Origin of the sequence: Frigoribacterium sp. PhB118, assembly GCF_003751725.1 — a bacterium.
GTDB lineage: Bacteria > Actinomycetota > Actinomycetes > Actinomycetales > Microbacteriaceae > Frigoribacterium.
Map to the genome: position 1 here is coordinate 24533 of NZ_RKID01000009.1, position 21974 is coordinate 46506.

Annotated in this window: 22 protein-coding genes and 1 pseudogene; 12 read left to right on the forward strand and 11 right to left on the reverse strand. The window is 71.9% G+C overall.

What is annotated here, in order from left to right; genetic code table 11:
• Positions 1 to 6 precede the first annotated feature (6 nt).
• Positions 7 to 915 carry an NAD(P)-dependent oxidoreductase gene (locus EDF21_RS16190; protein WP_255416454.1) on the forward strand — a complete coding sequence of 303 codons (909 nt, stop codon included), beginning with the start codon at positions 7 to 9 and terminating at the stop codon, positions 913 to 915.
• Positions 916 to 948: 33 nt separating this feature from the next.
• On the opposite strand, the gene EDF21_RS16195 is transcribed toward EDF21_RS16190, so the two are convergent.
• Positions 949 to 1533 carry a TetR/AcrR family transcriptional regulator gene (locus EDF21_RS16195; protein WP_123572103.1) on the reverse strand — a complete coding sequence of 195 codons (585 nt, stop codon included), beginning with the start codon at positions 1531 to 1533 and terminating at the stop codon, positions 949 to 951.
• Positions 1534 to 1555: 22 nt separating this feature from the next.
• On the opposite strand from EDF21_RS16195, the pseudogene EDF21_RS17130 reads away from it, so the two are divergent.
• The 5 genes and pseudogenes from EDF21_RS17130 to EDF21_RS16215 form a co-directional block, all read left to right on the forward strand.
• Positions 1556 to 2569 (forward strand): annotated as a pseudogene (locus EDF21_RS17130) (MFS transporter); the annotation flags it as partial.
• 225 nt (positions 2570 to 2794) lie between these two features.
• Positions 2795 to 3880 (forward strand): alkene reductase, encoded by a 1086-nt coding sequence (locus tag EDF21_RS17135; RefSeq protein WP_255416455.1) that lies wholly within the window; start codon positions 2795 to 2797, stop codon positions 3878 to 3880.
• Between the two features lie 189 nt (positions 3881 to 4069).
• A complete protein-coding gene (locus EDF21_RS16205; protein WP_123572105.1) occupies positions 4070 to 4504 on the forward strand; it encodes a DNA methylase in 435 nt (144 codons plus the stop codon).
• A gap of 187 nt (positions 4505 to 4691) precedes the next feature.
• On the forward strand, positions 4692 to 5318 hold the full coding sequence (locus EDF21_RS16210) for a CDP-alcohol phosphatidyltransferase family protein (RefSeq protein ID WP_123572106.1): 627 nt from the start codon (positions 4692 to 4694) through the stop codon (positions 5316 to 5318).
• Between the two features lie 69 nt (positions 5319 to 5387).
• On the forward strand, positions 5388 to 6350 hold the full coding sequence (locus EDF21_RS16215; protein ID WP_123572107.1) for an SDR family NAD(P)-dependent oxidoreductase: 963 nt from the start codon (positions 5388 to 5390) through the stop codon (positions 6348 to 6350).
• A 79-nt stretch (positions 6351 to 6429) separates the two neighbouring features.
• On the opposite strand, the gene EDF21_RS16220 is transcribed toward EDF21_RS16215, so the two are convergent.
• From EDF21_RS16220 to EDF21_RS16235, 4 genes are all read right to left on the reverse strand, one after another.
• Positions 6430 to 9144: a phosphoenolpyruvate carboxylase gene (locus EDF21_RS16220; RefSeq protein ID WP_370274472.1), complete on the reverse strand. Its 2715-nt coding sequence runs from the start codon at positions 9142 to 9144 to the stop codon at positions 6430 to 6432.
• A 120-nt stretch (positions 9145 to 9264) separates the two neighbouring features.
• Entirely contained in the window at positions 9265 to 10005 is a 741-nt protein-coding gene (locus tag EDF21_RS16225; RefSeq protein WP_123572109.1) for an aminoglycoside 3'-phosphotransferase, read from the reverse strand.
• A 105-nt stretch (positions 10006 to 10110) separates the two neighbouring features.
• Positions 10111 to 10380, reverse strand: a complete 270-nt coding sequence (locus tag EDF21_RS16230; protein ID WP_043595797.1) for a GlsB/YeaQ/YmgE family stress response membrane protein — start codon at positions 10378 to 10380, stop codon at positions 10111 to 10113.
• Between the two features lie 147 nt (positions 10381 to 10527).
• Positions 10528 to 10740, reverse strand: coding sequence for a hypothetical protein (locus tag EDF21_RS16235; protein ID WP_056049364.1), 213 nt, complete (start codon positions 10738 to 10740; stop codon positions 10528 to 10530).
• A gap of 196 nt (positions 10741 to 10936) precedes the next feature.
• Between EDF21_RS16235 and EDF21_RS16240 the strand changes: the two genes are divergently transcribed.
• The 3 genes from EDF21_RS16240 to EDF21_RS16250 are packed head-to-tail and all read left to right on the forward strand — an operon-like array spanning position 10937 to position 14453.
• Positions 10937 to 12691: a circularly permuted type 2 ATP-grasp protein gene (locus tag EDF21_RS16240; protein WP_123572110.1), complete on the forward strand. Its 1755-nt coding sequence runs from the start codon at positions 10937 to 10939 to the stop codon at positions 12689 to 12691.
• Positions 12685 to 13611, forward strand: a complete 927-nt coding sequence (locus EDF21_RS16245; RefSeq protein ID WP_056049358.1) for an alpha-E domain-containing protein — start codon at positions 12685 to 12687, stop codon at positions 13609 to 13611. The genes EDF21_RS16240 and EDF21_RS16245 overlap by 7 nt, the downstream gene beginning before the upstream one ends.
• Complete coding sequence (locus tag EDF21_RS16250) at positions 13608 to 14453, forward strand: transglutaminase family protein (protein WP_123572111.1); 846 nt, start codon at positions 13608 to 13610, stop codon at positions 14451 to 14453. Before EDF21_RS16245 ends, EDF21_RS16250 begins: the two co-directional genes overlap by 4 nt.
• Before the next feature lie 16 nt (positions 14454 to 14469).
• On the opposite strand, the gene EDF21_RS16255 is transcribed toward EDF21_RS16250, so the two are convergent.
• Positions 14470 to 15342 carry an endo alpha-1,4 polygalactosaminidase gene (locus tag EDF21_RS16255; protein ID WP_123572112.1) on the reverse strand — a complete coding sequence of 291 codons (873 nt, stop codon included), beginning with the start codon at positions 15340 to 15342 and terminating at the stop codon, positions 14470 to 14472.
• Positions 15343 to 15380: 38 nt separating this feature from the next.
• Positions 15381 to 16436: a hypothetical protein gene (locus EDF21_RS16260; RefSeq protein WP_123572113.1), complete on the reverse strand. Its 1056-nt coding sequence runs from the start codon at positions 16434 to 16436 to the stop codon at positions 15381 to 15383.
• Between the two features lie 174 nt (positions 16437 to 16610).
• Between EDF21_RS16260 and EDF21_RS16265 the strand changes: the two genes are divergently transcribed.
• Together EDF21_RS16265 and EDF21_RS16590 are read left to right on the forward strand one after the other, a co-directional pair.
• Complete coding sequence (locus tag EDF21_RS16265; protein WP_123572114.1) at positions 16611 to 17462, forward strand: cation-transporting ATPase; 852 nt, start codon at positions 16611 to 16613, stop codon at positions 17460 to 17462.
• Positions 17463 to 17638: 176 nt separating this feature from the next.
• The gene (locus EDF21_RS16590; RefSeq protein WP_148053743.1) at positions 17639 to 17977 is read left to right on the forward strand and encodes a DUF2274 domain-containing protein; all 339 of its coding nucleotides are present in this window, start codon (positions 17639 to 17641) and stop codon (positions 17975 to 17977) included.
• Positions 17978 to 18009: 32 nt separating this feature from the next.
• On the opposite strand, the gene EDF21_RS16270 is transcribed toward EDF21_RS16590, so the two are convergent.
• From EDF21_RS16270 to EDF21_RS16280, 3 genes are all read right to left on the reverse strand, one after another.
• Entirely contained in the window at positions 18010 to 18270 is a 261-nt protein-coding gene (locus EDF21_RS16270; RefSeq protein ID WP_148053744.1) for a hypothetical protein, read from the reverse strand.
• Between the two features lie 53 nt (positions 18271 to 18323).
• Positions 18324 to 18950, reverse strand: a complete 627-nt coding sequence (locus tag EDF21_RS16275) for a recombinase family protein (protein WP_233568558.1) — start codon at positions 18948 to 18950, stop codon at positions 18324 to 18326.
• A 475-nt stretch (positions 18951 to 19425) separates the two neighbouring features.
• Positions 19426 to 20169 (reverse strand): hypothetical protein, encoded by a 744-nt coding sequence (locus EDF21_RS16280; protein ID WP_148053745.1) that lies wholly within the window; start codon positions 20167 to 20169, stop codon positions 19426 to 19428.
• A gap of 410 nt (positions 20170 to 20579) precedes the next feature.
• On the opposite strand from EDF21_RS16280, the gene EDF21_RS16595 reads away from it, so the two are divergent.
• On the forward strand, positions 20580 to 21212 hold the full coding sequence (locus EDF21_RS16595) for a hypothetical protein (RefSeq protein WP_148053746.1): 633 nt from the start codon (positions 20580 to 20582) through the stop codon (positions 21210 to 21212).
• A 54-nt stretch (positions 21213 to 21266) separates the two neighbouring features.
• Here the strand turns inward: EDF21_RS16595 and EDF21_RS16290 are convergent, their stop codons facing one another.
• The gene (locus tag EDF21_RS16290) at positions 21267 to 21494 is read right to left on the reverse strand and encodes a hypothetical protein (protein WP_123572118.1); all 228 of its coding nucleotides are present in this window, start codon (positions 21492 to 21494) and stop codon (positions 21267 to 21269) included.
• Between the last annotated feature and the right edge of the window lie 480 nt (positions 21495 to 21974).

Below are 21974 nucleotides of genomic sequence, written 5' to 3' on the forward strand. Positions count from 1 at the left end.
GCCGCGCTGCTCGCGCGTCCCGGGCGTAGCGTCGGGGCCATGAAGGTCGCAGTGCTCGGGACGGGCATCATGGGTCAGGGCGTGGCGGGGACACTGCTGCGCGAGGGGTTCGACGTCACGGTCTGGAACCGCACGAGGTCGAAGGCCGAGCCGCTCGCCGCCGACGGTGCCGCGGTCGCCGACACGGCGCGGCAGGCGGTCGAGGGCGCCGACGTGGTCGTCACCGTGCTGTTCGACGGCGACGCCGTGCTCGAGCTCCTCGACGAGGCCGCCGACGCGAGCGGTGCCGACACCGTGTGGGTGCAGGCCAGCACCATCGGCGAGGCCGACACGGCCCGCGTCGTCCGGACGGCCGACGGGCACGGACTCCGGCTCGTCGAGGCGATGATGCTCGGCACGAAGAAGCCGGCCGCCACGGGGAAGCTCGTCATGCTGGCCGCCGGCGACGACGCCCTGCTCGACGCCGTGCGTCCGGTCCTCGACGCCATGGGCTCCAAGACGATCGTCGCGGGCGACACGGTCGGGCAGGGCACGGCGCTGAAGCTCGCCGCCAACGCGTGGATCGCCACGATCACCGCCGCCACGGCCCAGTCGCTCGCGCTGACGGAGGCCCTGGGCCTCGACCCGCAGCTCTTCCTCGACGCCATCGACGGGGGCCAGTCGGACACCCCGTACGCGCACCTCAAGGGCGCGACGATGATCGCCGGCGACTACCCGGCCCAGTTCGCGCTCGACGGCATCCGCAAGGACCTCGACCTCATGCAGGAGGCCGCCCAGGGCACCGGCTTCGACACCGGTCTGCTCGAGGCGCTGTCCGGCGTCTACGCGACGGCGGCCGACCGGGGGCACGGCGGCGACGACATCGCCGCGGTCCGCTCCGGCTTCGACCGGGACGGTTCCGCCGAGACACCGTAGGACCGCCGAGACCCTCGCGCGCGCAGGAGGGTCTCAGCGGCCGGGACTCGTGGGGCCGGCAGCGGCGGTGATGAGCGACGCCGCGACGGCCCGGGCCGTCGTCGTGTCGCGGTCGGGCTCGCGGAGTCGCATGGCGAGGTCGCCGGTGACCACCAGCAGCAGGCGTTCGGCGAGGCCATCGGCCTCGGGGCCGACGAGCGGGCGTGCCAGGTCGGTGAGCCGCGTTCGCAGCGTCTCGGTGTCGAGCCGTACGGCCTCGGCGACGTCGGCGGGAGGATCGACGTACTCGGCCGCCGAGGCGAGGAACGCACACCAGCGCGCCCCCGTCGGGCGGGACCGGAAGTCGTCCAACGCGTCGAAGACCGCGAGGAGGCGCGGGCCGGCCTCGTCGCACCGGGCGACGGCGGCGTCCCAGGTGGCGAGCCAGTCGTGGTGGCGACGGGTCAGCGCTGCGGCGACCAGCGCCTCCTTGCTGCGGTAGCCGCGGTACATCGTCGCGGCCGAGACGCCGGCGCGGGCGAGGACGGCGTCGACGGGCGTCGCGGCGATGCCGTTCGTGAAGAACAGGTCGTCGGCGGCGTCGAGGATCTTCTTCTCGCTGGCCGGGCGCAGGGGCATGCGGACAGCTTAGGCTGTGAAAATGAAACGTACGTTTTCGAATGGCTCCGGGCTCGTCGCGGCCGGCACGGCCCTGATCGCCGTGACCTACGGCCTGGTCCGCCTCGCCTACGGGCTCTACCTGCCCGAGACGCAGGCCGACCTCGGGTTCGACGCCGGCGTCGCCGGGTTGATCTCGTCGGGCGGATCGCTCGCCTACGTCGCCGGCGCGGTGGCGGGGTTCGCGGCGTCCGCCCGGCACCCACGAGGCCTCGTCGTCACGGCGGGTGCGGCGGCCTCGATCGGTGCCGCGGGCATGGCCCTCGCGCCCGACGTGGTGCCGTTCGCGCTCGCGGCCGTGCTGAGCTCGGCCGGGGCCGGCCTCGCGTCGCCGGCCCTGGTGCGCCTCCTGCAGCGCGGTCTCGAGCACGGACGGCAGGCGCGCGGCCAGACGGTCGTCAACGCCGGGACGGGCCCGGGCCTCGTGGCGGCGGGACTCCTGGCGTCCGCCGTGCTGCCCGACTGGCGACTCGCGTGGTGGGCGGCCGTCGGGGGAGCGATCGTCGCGGCCGGGGCCGTCCTCGTGCTCGACCACCGCGGCTCCGTGGCTCGACCGAGCGACGCGACGGGTGCCACGACCTCGGTCGGGCGCGAACTCCTGCCTCCGCCGTCGTGGTTCGTCGACCACCGGTGGGTGCTGGTCGCGGCGCTGCTCGCCGGTGCCGCCTCGGCCGGGGTCTGGAACTTCGGGCGCACGTTGCTGGTCGACGCCGGGGTGGCGGCCGAGCTGTCGGTCGGGGCCTGGGTCTGCCTCGGCGCGGGCGGCACCGCCGTCATCGCCACCGCCCGACCGCTGGCGCGCCTGGCCCCCGGGGCGGTCTGGACGCTCACGCTGGCCGTGATGGCGGCGGGCACGGCCGGGCTGGCGACCCTGCCGGGCGTCGTGCCGGTGGCGTTCGTGGCCTGCGCGGCCTTCGGCTGGGCCTACACGGCGGCGACGGGTGCGCTGATCGCCTGGACGGCCGAGATCGACGCCGAGCGGGCCGCGAGCGGGACGGCCCTGCTCTTCGTGCTGCTGGTGCTGGGCCAGGCCGTGGGGGCCGTCGTCCTGGGCGCGCTCGTCGGGACCGGCGGCTACGGCGCGGCCCTCGCCGTGGCAGCCCTCGGCGCCCTCCTCGCCGCCCTCCCGGGCCTCGCAGGCCGGGGAATGCATCGTGCAGCGGGGGCGTTGCCTCACGAGCGCCCCCGCCCGAGGGCGCGTCACCGTTCGGAAGGACCACCCTTGGACCTCTTCTCTCCCGCCACCTTCGGCCAGCTCGAGCTGCGCAACCGCCTCGTCATGGCGCCCCTCACCCGTCTCCGCTCCGGCGACGACGGCGTTCCGGGCGACGTCGTGGTGGAGCACTACCGTCAGCGCGCCTCCTTCGGTCTGATCACGACCGAGGGCACCTGGCCCTCGCAGGAGTCCAAGGCCTACGACGGTCAGCCCGGCATCGTCACCGACGAGCAGGTCGCCGGCTGGAAGCGCGTCGCCGAGGCCGTCCACGCCGAGGGCGGCCAGATCGTCATGCAGGTCATGCACGGTGGTCGCGTCTCGCACACCGACATCACGCGCACCGACCGCATCGTCGCCCCCAGCGCGATCGCCATCGACGGCCAGGTGCACACCGCCACCGGCAAGGTCGACTTCCCCGTGCCGCACGCCCTCACGACCGACGAGGTCCACCAGGTCACGGCCGACATCGTCGCCGCGTCGAAGCGCGCCGTGCTCGAGGCCGGGCTCGACGGCGTCGAGATCCACAGCGCCAACGGCTACCTGCTGCACGAGTTCCTCTCGCCCGTCTCGAACGTCCGCACCGACGAGTACGGCGGAACCCCCGAGAACCGCGCCCGCCTCGCGATCGAGACCGCGACCGCTGTGGCCGAGGCGATCGGTGCCGGCCGCGTCGGCATCCGCCTGTCACCCATGCACAACATCCAGGACGTCGTCGAGACCGACGTCGCCGACGTGACGGCCGTCTACCGTGCGCTCGTCGAGGGCCTCGCGCCGCTCGGCCTCGCCTACCTCAGCGTGCTGCAGGCCGACCTGCGCGGCGAGCTCGTCCAGGACCTCCGCACGCGCTTCGGTGGTGCCTTCATCGTCAACAGCGGCTTCGGTCAGATCACCACGCGCGACGAGGCCATCGCCGAGGTCGCCGACGGCCAGGCCGACGCCGTGGCCGTGGGCCGTTTCGCCATCGCCAACCCCGACCTGGTCGAGCGGTGGCAGGGTGACCACGAGGTCAACGAGCCGAACCCCGCCACGTTCTACGCCGAGGGTGCCGAGGGCTACACGGACTACCCGACGCTGGAGCACGCCGCGCGCTAGTCCGGCGCCCGCACCGCGGACCCCGTCCCGGGCGACCCACCACGTCCTCCCGTGGTCGGTCGCCCGGGGCGGGGTCCGTCGTCGTCCGGCCGGCCCGTGCGGCCGGTCCGTGCGGCCGCCGGCGCACGGCGAGCCGAGGAGGCGCGGGTCGCGTCACCCGCGCCGCGCACCCGGCGTAGACAGGACGGCATGACCGACGTGAAGCACCCGTCCGACCTCGGGATCGACGTGAGCGAGGGCTCGCCGCAGCAGCTGTACCGCTGGCTGCTCGCGAGCGTGCTGTTCGGCCGGCCCGTGCAGCAGAGCGTGGCCGCCGAGACCTACCAGGTGCTCGTCGACCACGGGCTGACGAGCCCCGCACGCTTCGCCGAGCACGACCACGAGGGGCTGCGCCGGCTGCTCGACGAGGCCGGCTACGCCCGCATCGACCACGTGATGAGCGACGAGCTGCACGAGGTCATGGGGCGCATCGACTCCGACTGGGGGTCGGTGAACCACCTCGTGCGGTCGTCGGCCGACCGTGCCGAGCTGACCCGCCGCCTCACCGACCTGAAGGGCGTCGGCCCGAAGACGGCCGAGATCTTCACGCGGGAGCTGCCCGTCGCCCTCTACGGCACCGCCTGACGGCACCGTCTGGCGGCGCCGCCTGACGGCACCGCGTGACGGCACCGCCGGACGGCGAAGGCGTCCTCGGGTCGGGAGCGGGGCACCCGTAGACTCGAGGCGATCTCGGGGGCGCGACCCGCGCCTCCTCGGGTGTGATCGGTGCGACCGGCACCGACGGTCCGCGCGATCGTGCAGAGGGGGCCCCGTGACGCTCGTCGACAAGCTGTTCCGACAGGACGAATGGCGCACCGTGCCCAACGCCATCTCGGCGGCCCGGCTGCTGCTGCTGCCGGTGTTCCTCGTGTTGATCGTGGGGCAGCACTACTGGTCGGCGATGGTCGTCATCGCGGTCGTCTTCGTGACCGACTTCCTCGACGGGTTCATCGCCCGCCGGACGAACACCACCTCCGAGCTCGGCCGGTGGCTCGACCCGGTGGCGGACCGCATCACCGTGATCGTCGTCGTCATCGCGTTCGTCGCGGGCGGTCTCGTGCCGTGGCCGGTCCTGCCGCTGCTGCTCGTGCCCGATCTGCTGCTGAGCGCCTACGCCCTGTTCGTGCTGGCCGGGGCCTCGTTCCCGGTGACGTGGGTCGGCAAGATCCGCACCGCGCTCATCTTCGTCGGGCTGCTGCTCGTGCTGGTCGCGGCCGCGGTCGTGGACCAGTTCGGCGGATCGGGAGGCGCGTCGTCGGCCCCGCTCGCCGACGCCGGTGCCGTCGCCCGCACGATCGGCCTCGTGGTGCTCTGGGCCGGACTCGTCGGCCACTGGGTCGCCGCCGTCCTCTACGCCGCGGCACTCGTCCGCACCCGTCGCGCCCGCCGTACCGCCTGACGGTCCGGGGCCCGACCGCCCGTCCGGGGACTGACCGCCCGCCCGGGGCCCGGGCGTAGCGTCGACCCCATGACTCGCATCACCACCCCCTTCAGCGCCGCCACCACCGCGGACGAGGTCGTCGACGGCCTCGACCTGACCGGCAGGCGCATCGTCGTGACCGGCGCCGCGTCCGGCATCGGCATCGAGACCGCCCGCTCCCTCGTCGCCGCCGGCGCCGACGTGACCCTCGCCGTGCGCCGCCCCGAACAGGGAGAGCAGGCCGTCGCCGACATCCGCGAGAGCACCGGCGACGGCGGCGGCACCGTCCGTGCCGCGATCCTCGACCTCGAGAAGCGCGACACCCTGCAGGCCTTCGCCGACGCGTGGCAGGGCCCGCTCGACGTGCTCATCGACAACGCCGGCATCATGGCCACGCCCGAGACCCGCACCCCCGAGGGGTGGGAACTCCAGTTCAGCAACAACCACCTCGGTCACTTCGCCCTCGCGAACGCGCTCCGAGGAGCCCTGGTCGAGGGCGCCCAGGCCTCGGGCACCCCGTCGCGACTCGTGTCGCTCAGCTCGACCGGCCACCACTTCTCGCCCGTCGTGTTCGACGACGTGATGTTCGAGCGTCGCGAGTACGACCCGTGGTCGGCCTACGGCCAGTCGAAGACCGCGAACTCGCTCTTCGCGGTCGGCGTCACGCAGCGCTGGGCCGACGACGGCGTGCTCGCCAACGCCGTGCACCCGGGCGGCATCATGACGCCGCTGCAGCGCCACCTGCCCAAGCAGGAGATGCTCGACCGCGGCTGGATCGACGAGGACGGCACCCCCAACCCGGCGTTCAAGTCGACGCAGCAGGGGGCCGCGACGTCGGTCTTCGTGGCCGTCCACCCCCTCGCCGAGGGCGTCGGGGCCCGCTACTTCGAGGACGTCGCCGAGGCCGAGCCGTTCCGCGAGGACGCCCGCGGTCGCGGCGTCAAGGACTACGCCCTCGACCCCGAGCAGTCCGACCGCCTCTGGGCGCTCAGCGAGCAGCTGCTCGCCTGACCGGCGCAGGCGCAGGACGCAGGAGGCGCGGGCCGGGTCGACGACCCCGCCCGCGCCTCCTGCGTCCTGCCCCTGGGCGTCAGCCCGTGTTCTGCAGCCCGGCGGCGATCCCGTTGACGCTCAGCAGCAGGAGGCGGTGGTCGGCATCGGCCGGGTCGCCTCCGCCCGCGACGCGGATCGCCCGCAGGGCGCGCAGCTGCAGCAGGGAGAGCGCGTCGACGTAGGGCGACCGCAGCCGCACCGCGCGGCTGAGCACCGGGCGGCCGTCGAGCACCTCGCCGTGGCCGCTGACCGCGAGCACCCACTTGCGCGTGCGGGCCATCTCGTCGAGGACGCGTCCGGCGAGGTCGTCGCGGTCGGCCAGCGCCAGGTACTCGCGGGCGATGTGCTCGTCGGTCTTGGCGAGCGACATCTCGACGTTCTTGATCATGGCCGAGAAGAGCGGCCAGGTCGCGTAGGCCTCACGGAGCAGGTCGAGGTCGCCCACGGCCTCGAGGGCCGACCCCAGGCCGTACCAGCCGGCGAGGTTGATGCGGGCCTGCGTCCAGGCGAAGACCCAGGGGATCGCCCGGAGGTCCTCGAGGGACTCGACCGAGAGGCCCCGACGGGCGGGACGGGAACCCAGCGCGAGCAGTCCGACCTCCTCCATCGGGGTGACGGCCGCGAACCACGAGGCGAAGCCGTCGGCCTTGACGAGGCCGAAGAACGCCTCGCGTGAGGCGACGTCCATCGTCGAGGCGACCTCGGCGAACCGGGTGGCGGCCGTCGCGTTGGCCTGTTCGTTCGACGGGCTCGAGGCCAGCAGGGTGGCCGCGGCCATCTGCTCGACGTGCCGGGCGGCGATGGTCTTGTTGCCGTACTGGGCGAAGATGACCTCGCCCTGCTCGGTGATCTTGAAGCGACCGTCGACCGATGCCGGCGGCTGAGCCAGCACGGCCTCGTTCGCCGGTCCGCCGCCGCGGCCGAGGGCGCCGCCGCGACCGTGGAACAGCGTCAGCTCGATGTCGTTCTCGGCGGCCCAGTCGGCGATGCGGGCCTGGGCGGAGTAGAGCGCGAAGGTCGCCGAGACGGGCCCGACGTCCTTCGACGAGTCCGAGTAGCCCAGCATGACCTCGAGGCGGCGACCGGTCGCCGCGAGGCGCTTCTGCACCGCCTCGGTCTGCAGGGCCTCGTCGAGGATGCGCGTGCTGGCCTCGAGGTCGGCGAACGTTTCGAACAGCGGGATCACGTCGAGCACGGGTGCGGGCTCGTCGCCCATCGCGCGCTCGGCGAGCTCGTAGACGGTGGCCAGGTCGGCCGACGACTGCGTGAACGACACGATGTAGCGCGACGCGGCCCGCACGCCGTAGCGCTTCTGCAGGTCGGCGATCGTGCGGAACACCGCGAGGACCTCGTCGGTCGTCTCGCTGCGGGCAGGAGGCGCGGCGTCGGACCCGGCGTCGCCGCCGCTGGACTGCTCCCCGCCCGCCACCGGGTCGGCCGCCCGGAGCTCGGCGAGGGCCGTGCGGTGCACCTGCGAGTGCTGGCGCACCTCGAGCTCGGCGAGGTGGAAGCCGAACGTCTCGACCTGCCAGACGAGGCCCTGCAGGTCGCCGTTGGCGCTGCGGTGGGCGCCGGCCGCGCGCAGCGACTGCTGCACGACGCGCAGGTCGGCGAGCAGCTCGTCGGGGTGGCCGTAGGCGAGCGGGGCCCCTTCGCGACGGGTGGCGTCGATGCGGGCCGCGACGAACATGAGCACCCGGCGGTGCAGCTCGTGGGGCGAGCGCACGCCGATGCGGGACGCGACGTCCGCGTCCATCCGGCGCTGCGCCTCCGCGAGGGACACCAGCTCGGCGGAGGCCGGGGTCTCGGCCTCGTCGAGGGTCAGGGTGCCGCCGATGCGGGTGGTCGCGCGGTGCAGCCCTAGCAGCACGTGCTCGGCGGCGATGTCGGCGGCGGCCCGGGTGACCTCGGCGGTCACGTGCGGGTTGCCGTCGCGGTCTCCGCCGATCCAGGTGCCGAGGCGCATGAAGGCGGGGGCGACGGCGGGTTCGCGGCCGGCGGCGTCCCCGAGCAGGCGGTCGTCGAGCAGGCGGTAGACCTGCGGCACGATCTCGAAGAGCGTCTGGTCGAAGATGCTCATGGCCGTGCGGACCTCGTCGAGCGGGGTGGGCCGCGTGGTACGGATCGGCGAGGTGCGCCAGAGCGTGTCGACCTCCTCGAGGAGGCGGCGTTCGGCCTCGGCCACGGCCACGTCGTTCTCGAGCCGGTCGCGGTCGGTCATCAGGTCGCTGATCCGACGGATGCTCGACGCGACCGCACGGCGGCGGGCCTCGGTCGGGTGCGCGGTGAGCACGGGGTGGAAGCGCAGCGCGTCGAGTCGCTTGGAGGCCTCCTCGGCCCCGACCTCCTCGGTGAGCTGGCGCAGCGTGGCCGAGACCGAGTCGCCCGCGGCGCTCGCCTCGCTGCCGCGGCGGCGCAGCACGCGGACGCGGTGGTGTTCTTCCGCGAGGTTGCTGAGGTGGAAGTAGCAGGTGAAGGCGCGGGCGACCTGCTCGGCCAGCCCCTGGTCGAGGGCGTCGACCAGGCGCTGGGCGTCGTCGAGGCTCGCGCCGTCGGCTCCCTCGTAGGCGGCGATGACGGCGGCCCGGACGTCCTCGACGGCCTGGAAGAGTTCGTCGCCGCCGGATTCGCGCAGCACCCGGCCGAGCAGGCTGCCGAGGTAGCTGACGTCCTGACGGAGGCTGCCGTCGACGGCGCCGCTGATGTCGTCACGGCTGCCGTCGTGTCGTCGTGTGGTCTCGATGTCGGTCACCGCACCATCTTGGACGACCCGGGCGCTCCATGACGCCACGATGTGGTCACGCCGCCAGGTTTTCTCGTGGCGCGGTGCCCACATCGTGGCGTCGTGACCCGCGACACGGCGCGATCCGGCTCACGTCGCGGCCCAGAGCGCCCGGTAGTACGCCGTGCGGACGGGGTCGTCGGCGACGCCGTACGCGTCGAGGAAGGTCTGCTCGAAGCCGGGGCCGTGGTTCCAACCGAGGCTCATCGTCGCGACCGCGAGGTCGGCCCAGCGGTCGGCGACGCCGAGGGCGTCGAAGTCGACGTGCCCCGACCAGAGGCCGTCGTCGCCGATCAGCGTGTTGGGCACGCACGGGTCGCCGTGGCAGACGACGAGGAGGTCGACGGGCGGCGGGTCGCCGAGGTCAGGAGGCACGGCGCGCGCCTTCTCGCTGGTCGCGATCCGGTCGTCCACCGACCAGCTGAACGGGCACTCGTCGACCGGCAACGCGTCGTGCAGTCGCCTCAGCCCCCGTCCCGCCTCGCGCACGGCGGTCGCCGGGTCCGCGGCCCGGAGCAGGTCGACGGCGCTGCGCCCGGGCACGCCCGCCGTGACGAGGTACTCGCCCTCGTCGTCACCGCCGATCTCGAGCACGCGGGGGGCGGGGGTGAAGTCGACGACCCACCGCAGCCGCATCTCCTCGGCGTGCAGGTCGAGGCCGCTGCCGTGCGGGGCCCACTTCACGAAGCGCCGGGTCGGGCCGTCGCCCAGGCGGTAGGTGGTGCCGCCGGCCTCGTTGCGCCACACCGCGGTGATGGCGTCGCCGCGCGCGGCCGTGACCACCGCCTCCGGCACCTCGGCGTCGGGGTCGGGCCGGTTCTGCGTCCACATGCCCCGAGTCTCGCACCCGCCACGGCACCCGCACCCGTCCCGGGCACGACGGAGCGGGCCGCCCCCGGAGGGACGGCCCGCTCTGTCGTGGTGCGGGGGAGCTGCTTACGCGCGGCTGCCCTTGCGGCCGGTGATGAAGCCCCAGATGACGAGGACGACGAGCGCACCGAGGATCGCGATGATCCAGCTCTGGATGCTGAAGAAGCCGTCGTAGCCGACGTTGAAGACGGCTCCGCCGATCCAGCCACCGATGAGGGCGCCGATGACACCGAGGATCAGGGTGGCGATCCAGCCGCCGCCCTGACGGCCGGGGAGGATGAGCTTGGCGATGGCGCCGGCGATGAGGCCGAGGAGGATGAAGGCGAGGAAGCCCATGATGTGGTCCTTTTCGTTGGTGCGCGGAGTGCGCGGGTGCTGCTGAGACGGTCGGGGTCGGGTGCGTGTCAGCGGGGTCTGGGTGACGACCGCATGCGAAGAGGCCCGTGAGAAGGTCGTCCTCTCGGGCCCCAGCGGTCGAGAGGACTAGTGCGCGGCCTTGCGGGCCTTCTTCACCGCGGCCTTGCGGGCCTTGGTGACGTCCTTCTTGGCCTGGGCACGCGCCTTCTTCACCTTGGGGTCGTTCCAGAACGAGCCGAAGAAGTTGCTGATCTCCTTGTAGCGGCCCTTCCCGGCCTTGGCGCCGTAGGTGTACGCGAGGAACGCGATGAGGGCGATGACGAGGTACTTGAAGCGCATGTGGTGGTCCTCCCGGTGGGACGTTCTTGTCGTTCGGGGGTGACGCTATTCCTCCTGGGAGTTCTCTGTTACAAATCGGATTGGTGGGAAGTTCCCGGTGTTCGCTTTTGTCCCCTCCCTCGCCGGGCTCCACCCCGACACACCCCCGCCGCACGACCGAAACACCCCGGCAACACCTCCTGGCTAGCGTCGAGCCATGGGTGAGCTCTTCGAGGGATACGCGACCACCACGGGTGCCGCGGCCCGGGCGACCGGCGCCCGCCCGCCGGCCGCCGCGTGGGACGAGATGTTCGAGCGCGACGGCACGCCCCGTCGGGCGTACCACGAGATCCACGCGACCCTCGAGGGCATGACGCAGGACGACCTGCGCGGCCGCACCGCGGCGCTGGCCGACTCGTACCTGGCGCAGGGCGTCACCTTCGACTTCGCCGGCGAGGAGCGGCCGTTCCCGCTCGACGCCGTGCCCCGGGTCGTCGAGCACGCCGAGTGGACCACCGTCGAGCGCGGCATCAAGCAGCGGGTCAAGGCCCTCGAGGCGTTCCTCGCCGACGTCTACGGCCCGCAGACCGCCATCGCCGACGGGGTCATCCCCGCGAGCCTCATCACGAGCTCGAGCCACTTCCACCGGCAGGCGAGCGGCATCGACCCGGCCAACGGCGTGCGCATCCAGGTCAGCGGCATCGACCTGGTCCGGGACGAGGCCGGAGCCTGGCGCGTGCTCGAGGACAACGTGCGCGTGCCGAGCGGCGTCAGCTACGTCATCTCGAACCGTCGCGTCATGGCGCAGACGCTGCCCGAGCTGTTCGTCTCGATGCGCGTGCGGCCGGTGGGCGACTATCCCAACCGGCTGCTCGCCGCCCTCAAGAAGAGCGCCCCCTCGGGAGTCGACGAACCGACCGTCGTCGTGCTGACCCCCGGGGTGTTCAACTCGGCCTACTACGAGCACACGCTGCTGGCCCGCCTGATGGGCGTCGAGCTGGTCGAGGGCCGCGACCTCTACTGCTCCGGCGGGCGGGTCTTCATGCGGACCACCGGCGGGCCCGAACGCGTCGACGTGATCTACCGCCGCGTCGACGACGAGTTCCTCGACCCGCTGCAGTTCCGGGCCGACTCCGTGCTCGGCTCGCCGGGCCTCCTGATGGCCGCCCGTCTCGGCACGGTGACGATCGCGAACGCGGTGGGCAACGGCGTCGCCGACGACAAGCTCGTCTACACCTACCTGCCCGACCTGATCCGCTACTACCTGGGCGAGGACGCCCTGCTGCCGAACGTGCACACCTGGCGGCTCGAGGACCCCGGAGCCCTCGACGAGGTGCTCGACCGGCTCGACGAGCTCGTCGTGAAGCCCGTGGACGGCTCGGGCGGCAAGGGCCTCGTCGTCGGCCCGGCGGCCAGCCGCCGCGAGCTCGACGACCTGCGCACCCAGCTGCGACGCGACCCCCGCGGCTGGATCGCGCAACCCGTGGTGCAGCTCAGCACGATCCCGACCCTGGTCGACGACGGACTCCGTCCCCGGCACGCCGACCTGCGGCCCTTCGCCGTGCACGACGGCGACGACGTCTGGGTGCTGCCCGGCGGCCTGACCCGGGTCGCGCTGCCCGAGGGCCAGCTCGTCGTCAACAGCAGCCAGGGCGGCGGCTCGAAGGACACCTGGATCGTCGGCGGCGACGTCAACGCCTGGGCCGGTCACGACGTCAGCGCCCTGATCGCCGAGCAGACGACCCCGACGCAGTCGCTCCCGATCATCACCCCCGAGCAGGTCGCCGCGGCCGCGGCCTCGGCGGCCGACCACAGTCCCGACCACGCGCCCCAGGACGACCCCCGCAACGACCAGCAGGCGCAACAGCAACAGACGAAGGAGGGGCGGGTCGGGTCACGAAGCCGACCCGCGCCTCCTGCGTCCCGCGTTCCCGACCACGGGACGACCCCGACCGAAGGGCCATCATGCTGAGCCGCATCGCCGAGAGCCTGTTCTGGATCGGCCGCTACATCGAGCGGTCGGACGGCACGGCCCGCATCCTCGACGTGCACCTGCAGCTGCTGCTCGAGGACCCCTGGATCGAGGAGGACGTCGCCTGCCGCAGCCTGCTCGCCGTGATGGGCAGCGACGCCCCCGAGGGCGACCTCGCCCGCAGCGACGTCCTGTCGATGCTCGCGGTCGACCGGCACAACCCGGCGTCGATCGCCTACTCGCTCGGCGCCGCCCGCGAGAACGCCCGCCGGGCCCGCGAGATCGTCTCCACCGAGCTGTGGGAGTGCCTCAACACGACGCGCGCCCGCATGCCGCGCAAGGTCGCCGACGACAAGGTGCACGAGTTCTTCGCCTGGGTGCGCGAACGGAGCGCGCTCGCCGTCGGGATCATCGAGAGCGCGACGAGCCGCGACGAGGTGTGGCAGTTCTTCACCCTCGGCCGGTCGATCGAGCGGGCCGACATGACCGCGCGCCTGCTCGCGACCCGCACGCTCACCGAGGCGTCGGGCCCGTCGTGGACGACGATCCTGCGGTCGTGCGGCGCGTACGAGGCCTACCTGCGCACCTACCGGGGCGTGCCGAGCGCCCGCAACGCGGCCGAGTTCCTCCTGCTCGACCGGCTGTTCCCGCGCAGCGTGCTCTTCGCGATCAGCCGGGCCGAGGCCTGTCTGCGCGAGGTCGAGCCGACGACCCACCGGGTCGCGGCCTCCGACAGCGGGGTGCGCATCCTCGGGCAGATGCGCAGCGAGCTCGAGTTCCGGCCGATCGGCGACATCCTCGACGACCTGCCCGGGCAGATGGACACCGTGCAGGCCGCGACGAGCGCCGCCTCCGAGGCGATCAGGCAGCGGTACTTCCCGACGAGCGCCGCGCCCACCTGGGTCGGGGAGCGCTCGTGAGCCGCCTGCGCATCCGGCACGTCACGGGCTTCTCGTACCAGGGCGAGGCCGTCGCGAGCTACAACGAGGCACGCATGCTTCCGGCGCACACCGAGGGCCAGTTCGTGCTCTCGTCGCACCTGCGCATCGAGCCGGTCGCCGCATCGCACGAGTACGTCGACTACTGGGGCACGCGGGTGTCGTCGTTCGAGGTGCTGCTGCCGCACCGGCAGCTCTCGCTGACCGCGACGTCGCTCGTCGAGGTGCGGCCGCAGGCGCATCCGTCCGAGACGATCTCGTGGGACGACCTGGCGGCGGTCGCGGGGGCCAGCACGTCGTTCGTCGAACACCTCGAGCAGACGCCCCTCACCGCGCCTCCGGCCGACCTGGCCGCCGTCGGAACCGAGGCTCGGGCGACCCACGCCGATCCGTGCGCCGCGGCGATGGCCATCTGCCAGACGGTCGGAGGCGCGGTCCGGTACCTGCCCGGCGTCACGAACGTGAAGACCACGGCCGCCGAGTCGTGGGCCGCCCGGGCCGGCGTCTGCCAGGACATCGCCCACGTCACGGTCGGTGCGCTACGGGCGGCGGGCATCCCGGCGCGCTACGTCAGCGGCTACCTGCACCCGAAGCCCTCGGCCGAGCTGCGCGAGACCGTCACGGGCGAGTCCCACGCCTGGGTGGAGTTCTTCTGCGGCACCTGGCACGGCTACGACCCCACCAACCTGATCGACATCGGCGAACGGCACGTGGTCGTCGGGCAGGGTCGCGACTACCGCGACGTGCCGCCGCTGCGCGGGGTCTACGCGGGGTCGTCGAACAGCGAGCTCTTCGTCACGGTCGAGATCACCCGCGAGGCCTAGGCCCGCCCGGCGCCGGTCAGCAGGCCGTGTAGGCGTGGGCCGGGTCGTCGGCCGGCACCAGGTCGTGGTCGCGCACGATGGTCGAGGGGGCCGGGTCGAGTCCGGTGACGCGGGCGCACACGTCGGCGACCGAGCCGCGCAGGTCGTCGGTGTACTCGACGTCGAACACGAGCCCGCCGTAGACGTCCGTGAAGGCGTCGCACTCGTCGTAGCGGTCGCACTCCTCGGTGACGGCGAAGTCGTAGCCGACCTCGTCGCGGCCCCGGGCACCGAGGTCGGCGGTGTTCTTCTGCGCCGTCGCCAGCCCGGCCGCGTGGGCCCGCGCGACGAGCAGCGTCGCGAAGGCGACCGCGTCGTCCTCACCGAAGGCGTCGTCCGACCGCGTCCACGAGTCGAGGTTGTCGAACTCGACCGCCTGGTAGCCCGAGGCGGCGCAGCCGTCGATCGTCGACGCCTGGCGCTCCGCCACGGCCTGCCGGTTCGCCTCCGAGGACAGGTCGAACAGGTGCTCGTCCGGCCAGCCGGGGTCGACCAGCGGTTCGCCGTCGGACGTCCGCACGAGCAGCTCGTCCGGCCACTCGGCGCCCGGTTGGGTCTGGAACCCGTTGACGTAGCAGATGCCGTAGACGTCGTCGGCGGGGTCGTCGGTGCTGTCGCGGGCGACGACCGTGGCTCCGTCGGGGATCGGCGACGCGCCTCCCAGTTGGTAGTCGAAGCGGGCGCCCTCGGGCGGCAGCACGACGCCGTCGGCCGTCGCGGCCCCCGAGGCCCCCACCGCGGACGTGGAGGCGCGCTCGGGTCGTTCACCGGCCCCGGCGTCGACGCCCGTGCAGCCCGTCACGACCAGCGCGATGCCGACGAGTCCGACGAGTCCGAGGCGTGTGCGCATGCGGCGAGCCTAGGTGAGTCGAGCGACCGGGCCGACCGTCAGGCGGTGTGCGACAGCGGCGCGGACTCGCGCTCGCCGACCGCGGCCTCGGCGGGGGTGGCCCCCGCGGTGACCACCGCGGCGGTGGGCGACGTGGCTGGCGCGGCGGGGGTGCGGCGCGAGGTCAGGAAGTCGAGGCGCGCCGCTTCGCGGGCCAGTTCGCGGTCGTGCTCCGCCTGTCGGGCGGCGGCGCGGGCGTCCGCCAGGCTGCGCGCGTTCTCACGGGCCCTGGCTGCGGCGGCGGAGGAGGCGCGTCGTGCGGTCGCCCCCGTGGCCCGGGCGGCGACGACGGCACCGGCCGCGGTGGCCCGGCTGCCGTGACGCACGCCGTCCCAGGTCGAGCGGGCGGCCGGTCGGGTGCGCGTCGCGACGGTGGTGCCGGTCGTGCGGAACCAGGCGACGACGACCGGGGTGGTGCGTCGGACCCATGCGACCACGGCCCGGGAGGCGCGACGGACGGCCCGTGCCGTGGCCCGACCGGCCCGGGCCAGGGCGTCACCCGTGGCGCGCACGGCGGCCGCGACCCGGGTGGCGGCGGACGACAGCACGGGACGCAGGCGTTCGGCGAGGGTCGGCCCGGCGGGAGCCTGCTCGGGTACGGCGGAGCGGGTGGACGCGGTCTCGACGGGCGTGCCCGTGGCGGAGGCGATCGCCGGCGTCGGCGTGGCGGCGAGGACGGGGGCGGACGCGACCACGGGGGCGGCCGTCGGCCGTCCTGCGGACAGGACCCGCGCCTCCTGGGTGGTCGGTCGGACCGGGGCCGGCGTCGTCTCGCGGACGGCCTCGTGCTCGAGAGGGTGCTCCGGCTCGTCGCGCGGCAGGGCACCGAGCACCCGGTCGGTCAGCCCGACGAGGGCGAGGGCCACGCCGCCGACGACGAGGGCGGCACCGAGCAGCCAGATCGCGATGGTGACGAAGTCGAGGTCGCCGATGGGCAGGAAACCGCCGGCGAAGAGCCCGACCGTGGCCAGGCGGAAGGTGGCGGCGAGGACGAGCGCCGCGCCCGAGACCAGCATCGCGAGGGCGACCCAGCCCGTGACTGCTGCCTTGCCCATGCGACACCTCCTGAGGATGGAGCGCGCGTCGCGGTCGGGCCCGCGCGGACGTCCCCTGCGAATGTAACCCGGAGGAGGGCTCGGGCGTAACCCGCAGCGGTGGACGCGCCGTTCCCGGGCGATGCTCGGCTCCTGCGGGGGCTTCTCGGATGCGGGCCCGGGATGATCGCTTGCATGGCCAACTTCGACCGTCTCCTGGGTGCCGCCGCGCGTGCGCTCGGCAACTCCTCTTCTTCTTCGTCCGGCCGCGGTGGCGCGTCCGGCGGTTCCACCGACTGGCGTGACGTGGTGCGCAAGGTCTCCGACAAGGTGACCGGCGACGACCGCCAGGGCGGGCAGCCGCAGCAGGGCGGCCGCCAGCCCCAGCGCGACGGGTACGGGGCGCCGCAGCGGGGTGTCGGGCGCCCGGCCACCGGGGGCCACGCCCCCCAGGGGTCCGCCGCGGACCGCGCGGCCCTCGCCAAGTACGACTACCTGCTGCAGACCGCCCCGCCGCAGCAGCTCGAGCAGGTCCACCGCGACGCCTTCGAGCGCCTCACCCCCGAGCAGCGTCAGCAGGTGCTCGCCCGCCTGAGCGCCGAGGTGCCCGCGGGCGAGCGTCCCGCGTCGAGCGCCCCGGCCGACCTCGCCCGGGCGGCGACCCGTGGCGAGACCGCACACCCCGGCCTGATGAAGCGCGTGCTCGGCAGCACGGGGGGCAAGGTCGCGGCAGGTGCCGCGGTCGGCGCCGGAGTGGCGGGGGTCGCGGGCCTCGCGGTCGCCGTGGCCGGGGCGGCCGCCGTCAGCAGCGTCGCCCTGCCCCTGCTGTCCGACGCCGTGACGTCGGGCATCGACTTCGACCAGCTGACCAACGGCTTCGGCTTCGAGGGGCTGGACGGCCTGACCGCGGGCGGCGAGGAGTACCTCGGCGGACTCGGCGAGCAGGTCGGCGGACTCGGCGAGCAGGTGGGTGGGCTGGGCGACCAGCTCGGCAACCTCGGCGAGGGCTTCCAGATCCCCGGCCTCGGCAACCTCTTCGACCGCTGACCGCGCGGCTCGCGCCCGCTCGGCTCGCGCCCGCTCGGCTCGCGCCCGCGCGGCCCGTGTCCCGAGACCCCAGGATCTCGCCGAGACCCTCGCGCGCGCGGGGGGTCCGGCCCGGTCACCGAACTCGGCAAGTACGCCGACGCCGCCGACGAGATCGAGACGCTGGGAGCAGGACGATGACCAAAGCGGAAGAGCTGCGAGCACGAGCTGCCCGCGCAACGGAGAGAGCCGCATCGACGACGCCCGAGCAGAGCCAGCCCGGAGCGCCCGCCGCCGAGGCGACGTCAGCACCCCGGCCGAACGTCATTCGAGCCAAGCCCGTACGCATCACCGCAGACCTGTCACCCCAGGTCTACCGAGGCCTCGTCGACTACGCCGCAGGCCTCGCAGAGGCTCAGGGCCGAGTGTGTGTCGTGCACGTGCACGTTACCCGTGCCCTCGTTGCAGAGCTGCTGGAAAACGACGAGCTGCAAGGGGCCATCGCCCGCCGCGTCCGCGCGCAGCTCGACGACTAGACCGTCCGTAGTTCAGTAATTACGGATGCACGCTACTGGCCGCCCAGTCCTTCAAGGTCCGTGACCCAGCGCTCTGCGCCGCTCGAGCGCCACTCGACGGCCCGGTAAGCCTCGTCTCTCAGGCGCTCGTCTGCTTCTGGGACGGGGTCGTGGTGGAGATCGCGGGTCGGCAAGATGACAGTGGTGGACTCGCCGGTTTCCGGTGCGAGAGCCAAGAGCCATGCACCGACCCCGCTGGACGATCCGACCGGGAAATCACGGTAGATATAGGCACTCTCAGCCAGCGAGGTCACGGCCAGCACAGTACGGCCTCGCCGGCCCTCGTTCATGGAACACGGCTGTGAGATCAGGCGTCGGCGCGGGGGAGTGTCACGGCTGAATCGACCGCGGCCGGGTGCCGCTCGAGCGCCCGGTAGACCGTCGCCCGCCCCACGCCGAGCAGTTCCACCAGCTCGGCGACCGTGTGGTCACCGGCGCGGTGGATCGCCACCATGTGCCGCTCTTGCGCGGGAGAGAGCTTGGACTTTCGGTCCTTGAGCTTCCCCCGCACCTTCGCCGTGGCCATGCCCTCGCGCGTGCGCGCTCGGATAAGGTCGGACTCGAACTCGGCCACCATCCCCAGGACGACAAAGAGCAATTGCCCGACGGGGTCGGTCGGGTCGTAGACCGACCCTCCGAGGGTCAGCCGCACCTGCCGGCGCGTCAGCTCTTCAGCGATGTCGGTTGCGTCTCGCAGCGATCGCGCGAGGCGAACGAGCTTCGTCACGCCCAGGGTGTCGCCCTGCCGGCAGGCCGCCAGAGCCTCTCGGAGCCCAGGCTGCTCCCTATTAGTCCCTGTCAGGCCGCGGTCGCTGTAGATCGGTTCCGGCGGCACTCCCAGCGCGCAGGCGGCGTCCCGCTGCGCGGTGAGGTCCTGGGTGTCGATGGAGACGCGGGCGTAGCCGATGAGGGTCCCGGTGGTCTTCAGCCTCACAGAGGGTGCCGTCACCGGAACCTATTTCGGACGGCCTATCTGAGACAGCAATACGCCCGGAGGTCCGGGGGAGTGGTCGCAGCCGCAGAACGTCCGATGAACGATCGCCGAAGCGAGAGGGAGCTCGTAGCGCAGGCTACGGGCTCCCTCTAAGCCATCTCAGGGCGAATGGACCAGTCGATAAACCAGCAATGCCAAGCTGCTCCGCCTCATTAGGGTCGGTAGTCATCTCGCTTCTCGGCCCCGATGTACATACCTGGGTGTGCTCGATTGCCGCCTAGAACGCCTATGGCAGTCAGGCCAACACTGAGGCTTGCGATGAGGATTTTCACCAAACAAATGAGAAGGGGCTTTACGTGAATCGACATTTGCGCAACTGCTTTCCTAGTACTTGTTGGAGCAAGTTGCTGGCCGAATCTTCTGTGGCCGGATGTGCCGCCTCGAATATGCGTTGCCTCTAGCTGCTACGGCATCCTTAGCCGAAAGTTTCCGAGTCGGGCGCGGGGCAGGTCTTGTCGACTCGTTCCGCTTCGGCGTCCGTCAGCCCTTGACTGGATGCTGATCCAGCGCTCGGGAACCAGCCCTGGTGGGGCCAGGTCGACGCGAACTCCTCGCGAGTCATGCTCGGCTCGGTTGACGGGGCGCCGAGCGCCTCGAAGCACGGCAGCTGGAACATGGTCTGGTAGTCGTACAACCACGCCGCTTGCCCGACCGTGAGCGTCTCAGCGACGGGGCTCGGGTACATGACGTTGCAGCGGTAGCTGGCGAGTTCGGCCTGCTCGCGCTGCGGCCCGCCGTCGGGCATCTCGAACGAATAGCCCTGCGAGGTCGAGCCGTCCTTACCTCTCCCGACGTCGTCGACCACGGGCAGGCCGGCCTCGCGGAGGCACGCGATGAGCGGGTCGAGGTCGCCGCCCTCGATCTCGTGGACCAGGGCGACCTCGGGTCGGACCGCGTCGGGGAATTGCTTTGTCACCTGGTCCCAACGCTGGTCGGTGGCCTTCTGCCGCAGTTCGGCGAGGCGGGCTGGGTCCGGCGGCCCCGAGGTAGGGGGCGCACCGAGCTCGTCGAGGACGGCTTGCCGGTCCGGCACCCCGGTTCCGTTCGTCGCGGTGCCGGTCGGGGCCGGTGGCCCGCCCATCTCGCTGCTAATCCCGGCACACCCGGTCAGCAGCAGCGCAACCGCCGCCACGGCGACCCCCGCCGTAAATCTCCTCATGGACCACATTGTAAGAGGATTCCTCAAACAGGACATCAAGACGTGATCCAGAACACCACCAGGCGGTGGCTTATCGGAGTGGCAGGGGCGCACAAATTGGACCAGGCATCAGCGTTTGCGGCAGGGCGACGACAGGCCGCCAACTCGTGGCAGCTCTGAAGACCCCTTGAGCTGGCTGCGTCAGCACATGCCGCTGCGGGCGAGGTGCCTGACATTCTTAGGGAAGCCGCTCTGCGGGCGCCCGTTACGCGGTGGTCTACCGGGCGGGTGGTCGGTTTCTCCAAACCGGTCCGCGACTAAAGGCCATAGAACGCATTCACAAAGCATGCATTGCTCATGATTGCCCTTAATCTATACGCACTTGTCTGTCAGTGTGTCTGCGGGGGACCTTCCCCGCTGAAAGGATTGACATGACAAAGAAGTTTTTGACCCTCCTTGCAACCGCTGCTTCGGCGACTCTGCTCGCGGGCGTTCTGGGGGCCGCTGCGCCAGCCAGCGCTGGTACACCGCAGTCTTGTTGGGAGGAAGTGGATACAGGCCGCTCATTGTGCGCCTCTTCTGACCAAGCGTTGGCAGACGCCGTCTACACGACCTACGGCATTCACCTGGCTCCGCGCCCGTCGGAGCCAGTGAGCAAAGCAATGAAGCAGCCATCGGCCAAGGCCCAGGCGGCACGTGCTGCAGCGATGAAGAAGACCGACGGTTCTTCAGCCGTTGCTGCCGTCGCGGCGCAGACGTACCTGCTAGTCAAGATCTTCGATGGCCAGAACTACACGGGCTCGAGCAAGTCGTACACGGTGAGCCTGAGCGAGGCGCCCTGCAGAGTCGCCCAGAGCTACACCTACGGTCAATACAAGGTGCTGAATCCCATCCCGCAGGCCAATTGGAATGACCGAATCCGGTCGTTCCAAGTGGTGTCTCCGTGCAGGCTGGAGCTGTACCGCGACGATGTCTTCAGAGGGTCCAAGTTCGGGCCGGCTAGGGACACCGGCAACCTGGGCATCATGGACGGCGAAGCATCATCGATGCGCATTGTCGCTTAGCACTCTCTAAAGAGGGGGCCCGCATCGCTGCGGGCCCCCTCCGTGTGTCGGTACCTATTCGCGGCTAATACCTGTAGCTCGGAGCGCGTCAGCTATCTCCTCGTCTGTGAAGCCCTCGTCCTTGAGTGACTGCCTAACGCCGCGTTCCTCCCGCTCCTCACGGGTTAGGCGCGTCTGCGCACGGATCTTTTTCAACTCCCGCAGGGCGGCGATCGCCACGTACGTGGCCACAAGGGCGGCCGCCAAAGCGACACCTGCCGCAATCAGTGCAACTAAGTCCATTTGTCGAGGCTACGCGAGCTTCTTCCGCACCCCTGCCTCTAGCGCGTGCAATGAGAGCACCCGGCCGGTGTGGGCGAATTGCCCTCTCGTAAGGGGAAGGTCCTACGAAGCAGTTGTCCAAGAAGTCCGCCCGATAGGCGGTGGCTTACCGGACGGTCATGTGGGGGCATTGCGGGGTGGGCGTTTGCTCTGTGTTTGATCCGGGGTGTCGCAATCTGGATAGTCCAGGGTGATTTGAGACCCTAGAACGGATGGTCGAACGGACGTTCTACCCAGAATGGCTAGTTCGGTTCCGCCACTAGCTCTAATTTCTTGCCCGGGGTATCGCTGTCGTCGATCACACGACGCGCTGTGCAGGGCTGCCCTTTCTGGTGCTGCTCCGACTCGCGGGGTGGTGCGTCTTGCTGCGTTGATCGAAGGAGACCCGCAGTGTCATCTGCTGTTCTACCCAAGCGTCCATCTCGTTCCTGGTTGGGGGCA

Coding starts and splice junctions, on each gene's coding strand:
- EDF21_RS16205 (WP_123572105.1), top strand. CDS start 4,070: ATGACCGACGTGAAGCACCCGTCCGACCTCGGGATCGACGTGAGCGAG.
- EDF21_RS16235 (WP_056049364.1), bottom strand. CDS start 10,740: ATGCGCTTCAAGTACCTCGTCATCGCCCTCATCGCGTTCCTCGCGTAC.
- EDF21_RS16245 (WP_056049358.1), top strand. CDS start 12,685: ATGCTGAGCCGCATCGCCGAGAGCCTGTTCTGGATCGGCCGCTACATC.
- EDF21_RS16265 (WP_123572114.1), top strand. CDS start 16,611: ATGGCCAACTTCGACCGTCTCCTGGGTGCCGCCGCGCGTGCGCTCGGC.
- EDF21_RS16260 (WP_123572113.1), bottom strand. CDS start 16,436: ATGGGCAAGGCAGCAGTCACGGGCTGGGTCGCCCTCGCGATGCTGGTC.
- EDF21_RS16290 (WP_123572118.1), bottom strand. CDS start 21,494: ATGGACTTAGTTGCACTGATTGCGGCAGGTGTCGCTTTGGCGGCCGCC.
- EDF21_RS16280 (WP_148053745.1), bottom strand. CDS start 20,169: ATGAGGAGATTTACGGCGGGGGTCGCCGTGGCGGCGGTTGCGCTGCTG.
- EDF21_RS16225 (WP_123572109.1), bottom strand. CDS start 10,005: ATGTGGACGCAGAACCGGCCCGACCCCGACGCCGAGGTGCCGGAGGCG.
- EDF21_RS16215 (WP_123572107.1), top strand. CDS start 5,388: ATGACTCGCATCACCACCCCCTTCAGCGCCGCCACCACCGCGGACGAG.
- EDF21_RS16590 (WP_148053743.1), top strand. CDS start 17,639: ATGACCAAAGCGGAAGAGCTGCGAGCACGAGCTGCCCGCGCAACGGAG.
- EDF21_RS16255 (WP_123572112.1), bottom strand. CDS start 15,342: ATGCGCACACGCCTCGGACTCGTCGGACTCGTCGGCATCGCGCTGGTC.
- EDF21_RS16595 (WP_148053746.1), top strand. CDS start 20,580: ATGACAAAGAAGTTTTTGACCCTCCTTGCAACCGCTGCTTCGGCGACT.
- EDF21_RS16240 (WP_123572110.1), top strand. CDS start 10,937: ATGGGTGAGCTCTTCGAGGGATACGCGACCACCACGGGTGCCGCGGCC.
- EDF21_RS16230 (WP_043595797.1), bottom strand. CDS start 10,380: ATGGGCTTCCTCGCCTTCATCCTCCTCGGCCTCATCGCCGGCGCCATC.
- EDF21_RS16195 (WP_123572103.1), bottom strand. CDS start 1,533: ATGCCCCTGCGCCCGGCCAGCGAGAAGAAGATCCTCGACGCCGCCGAC.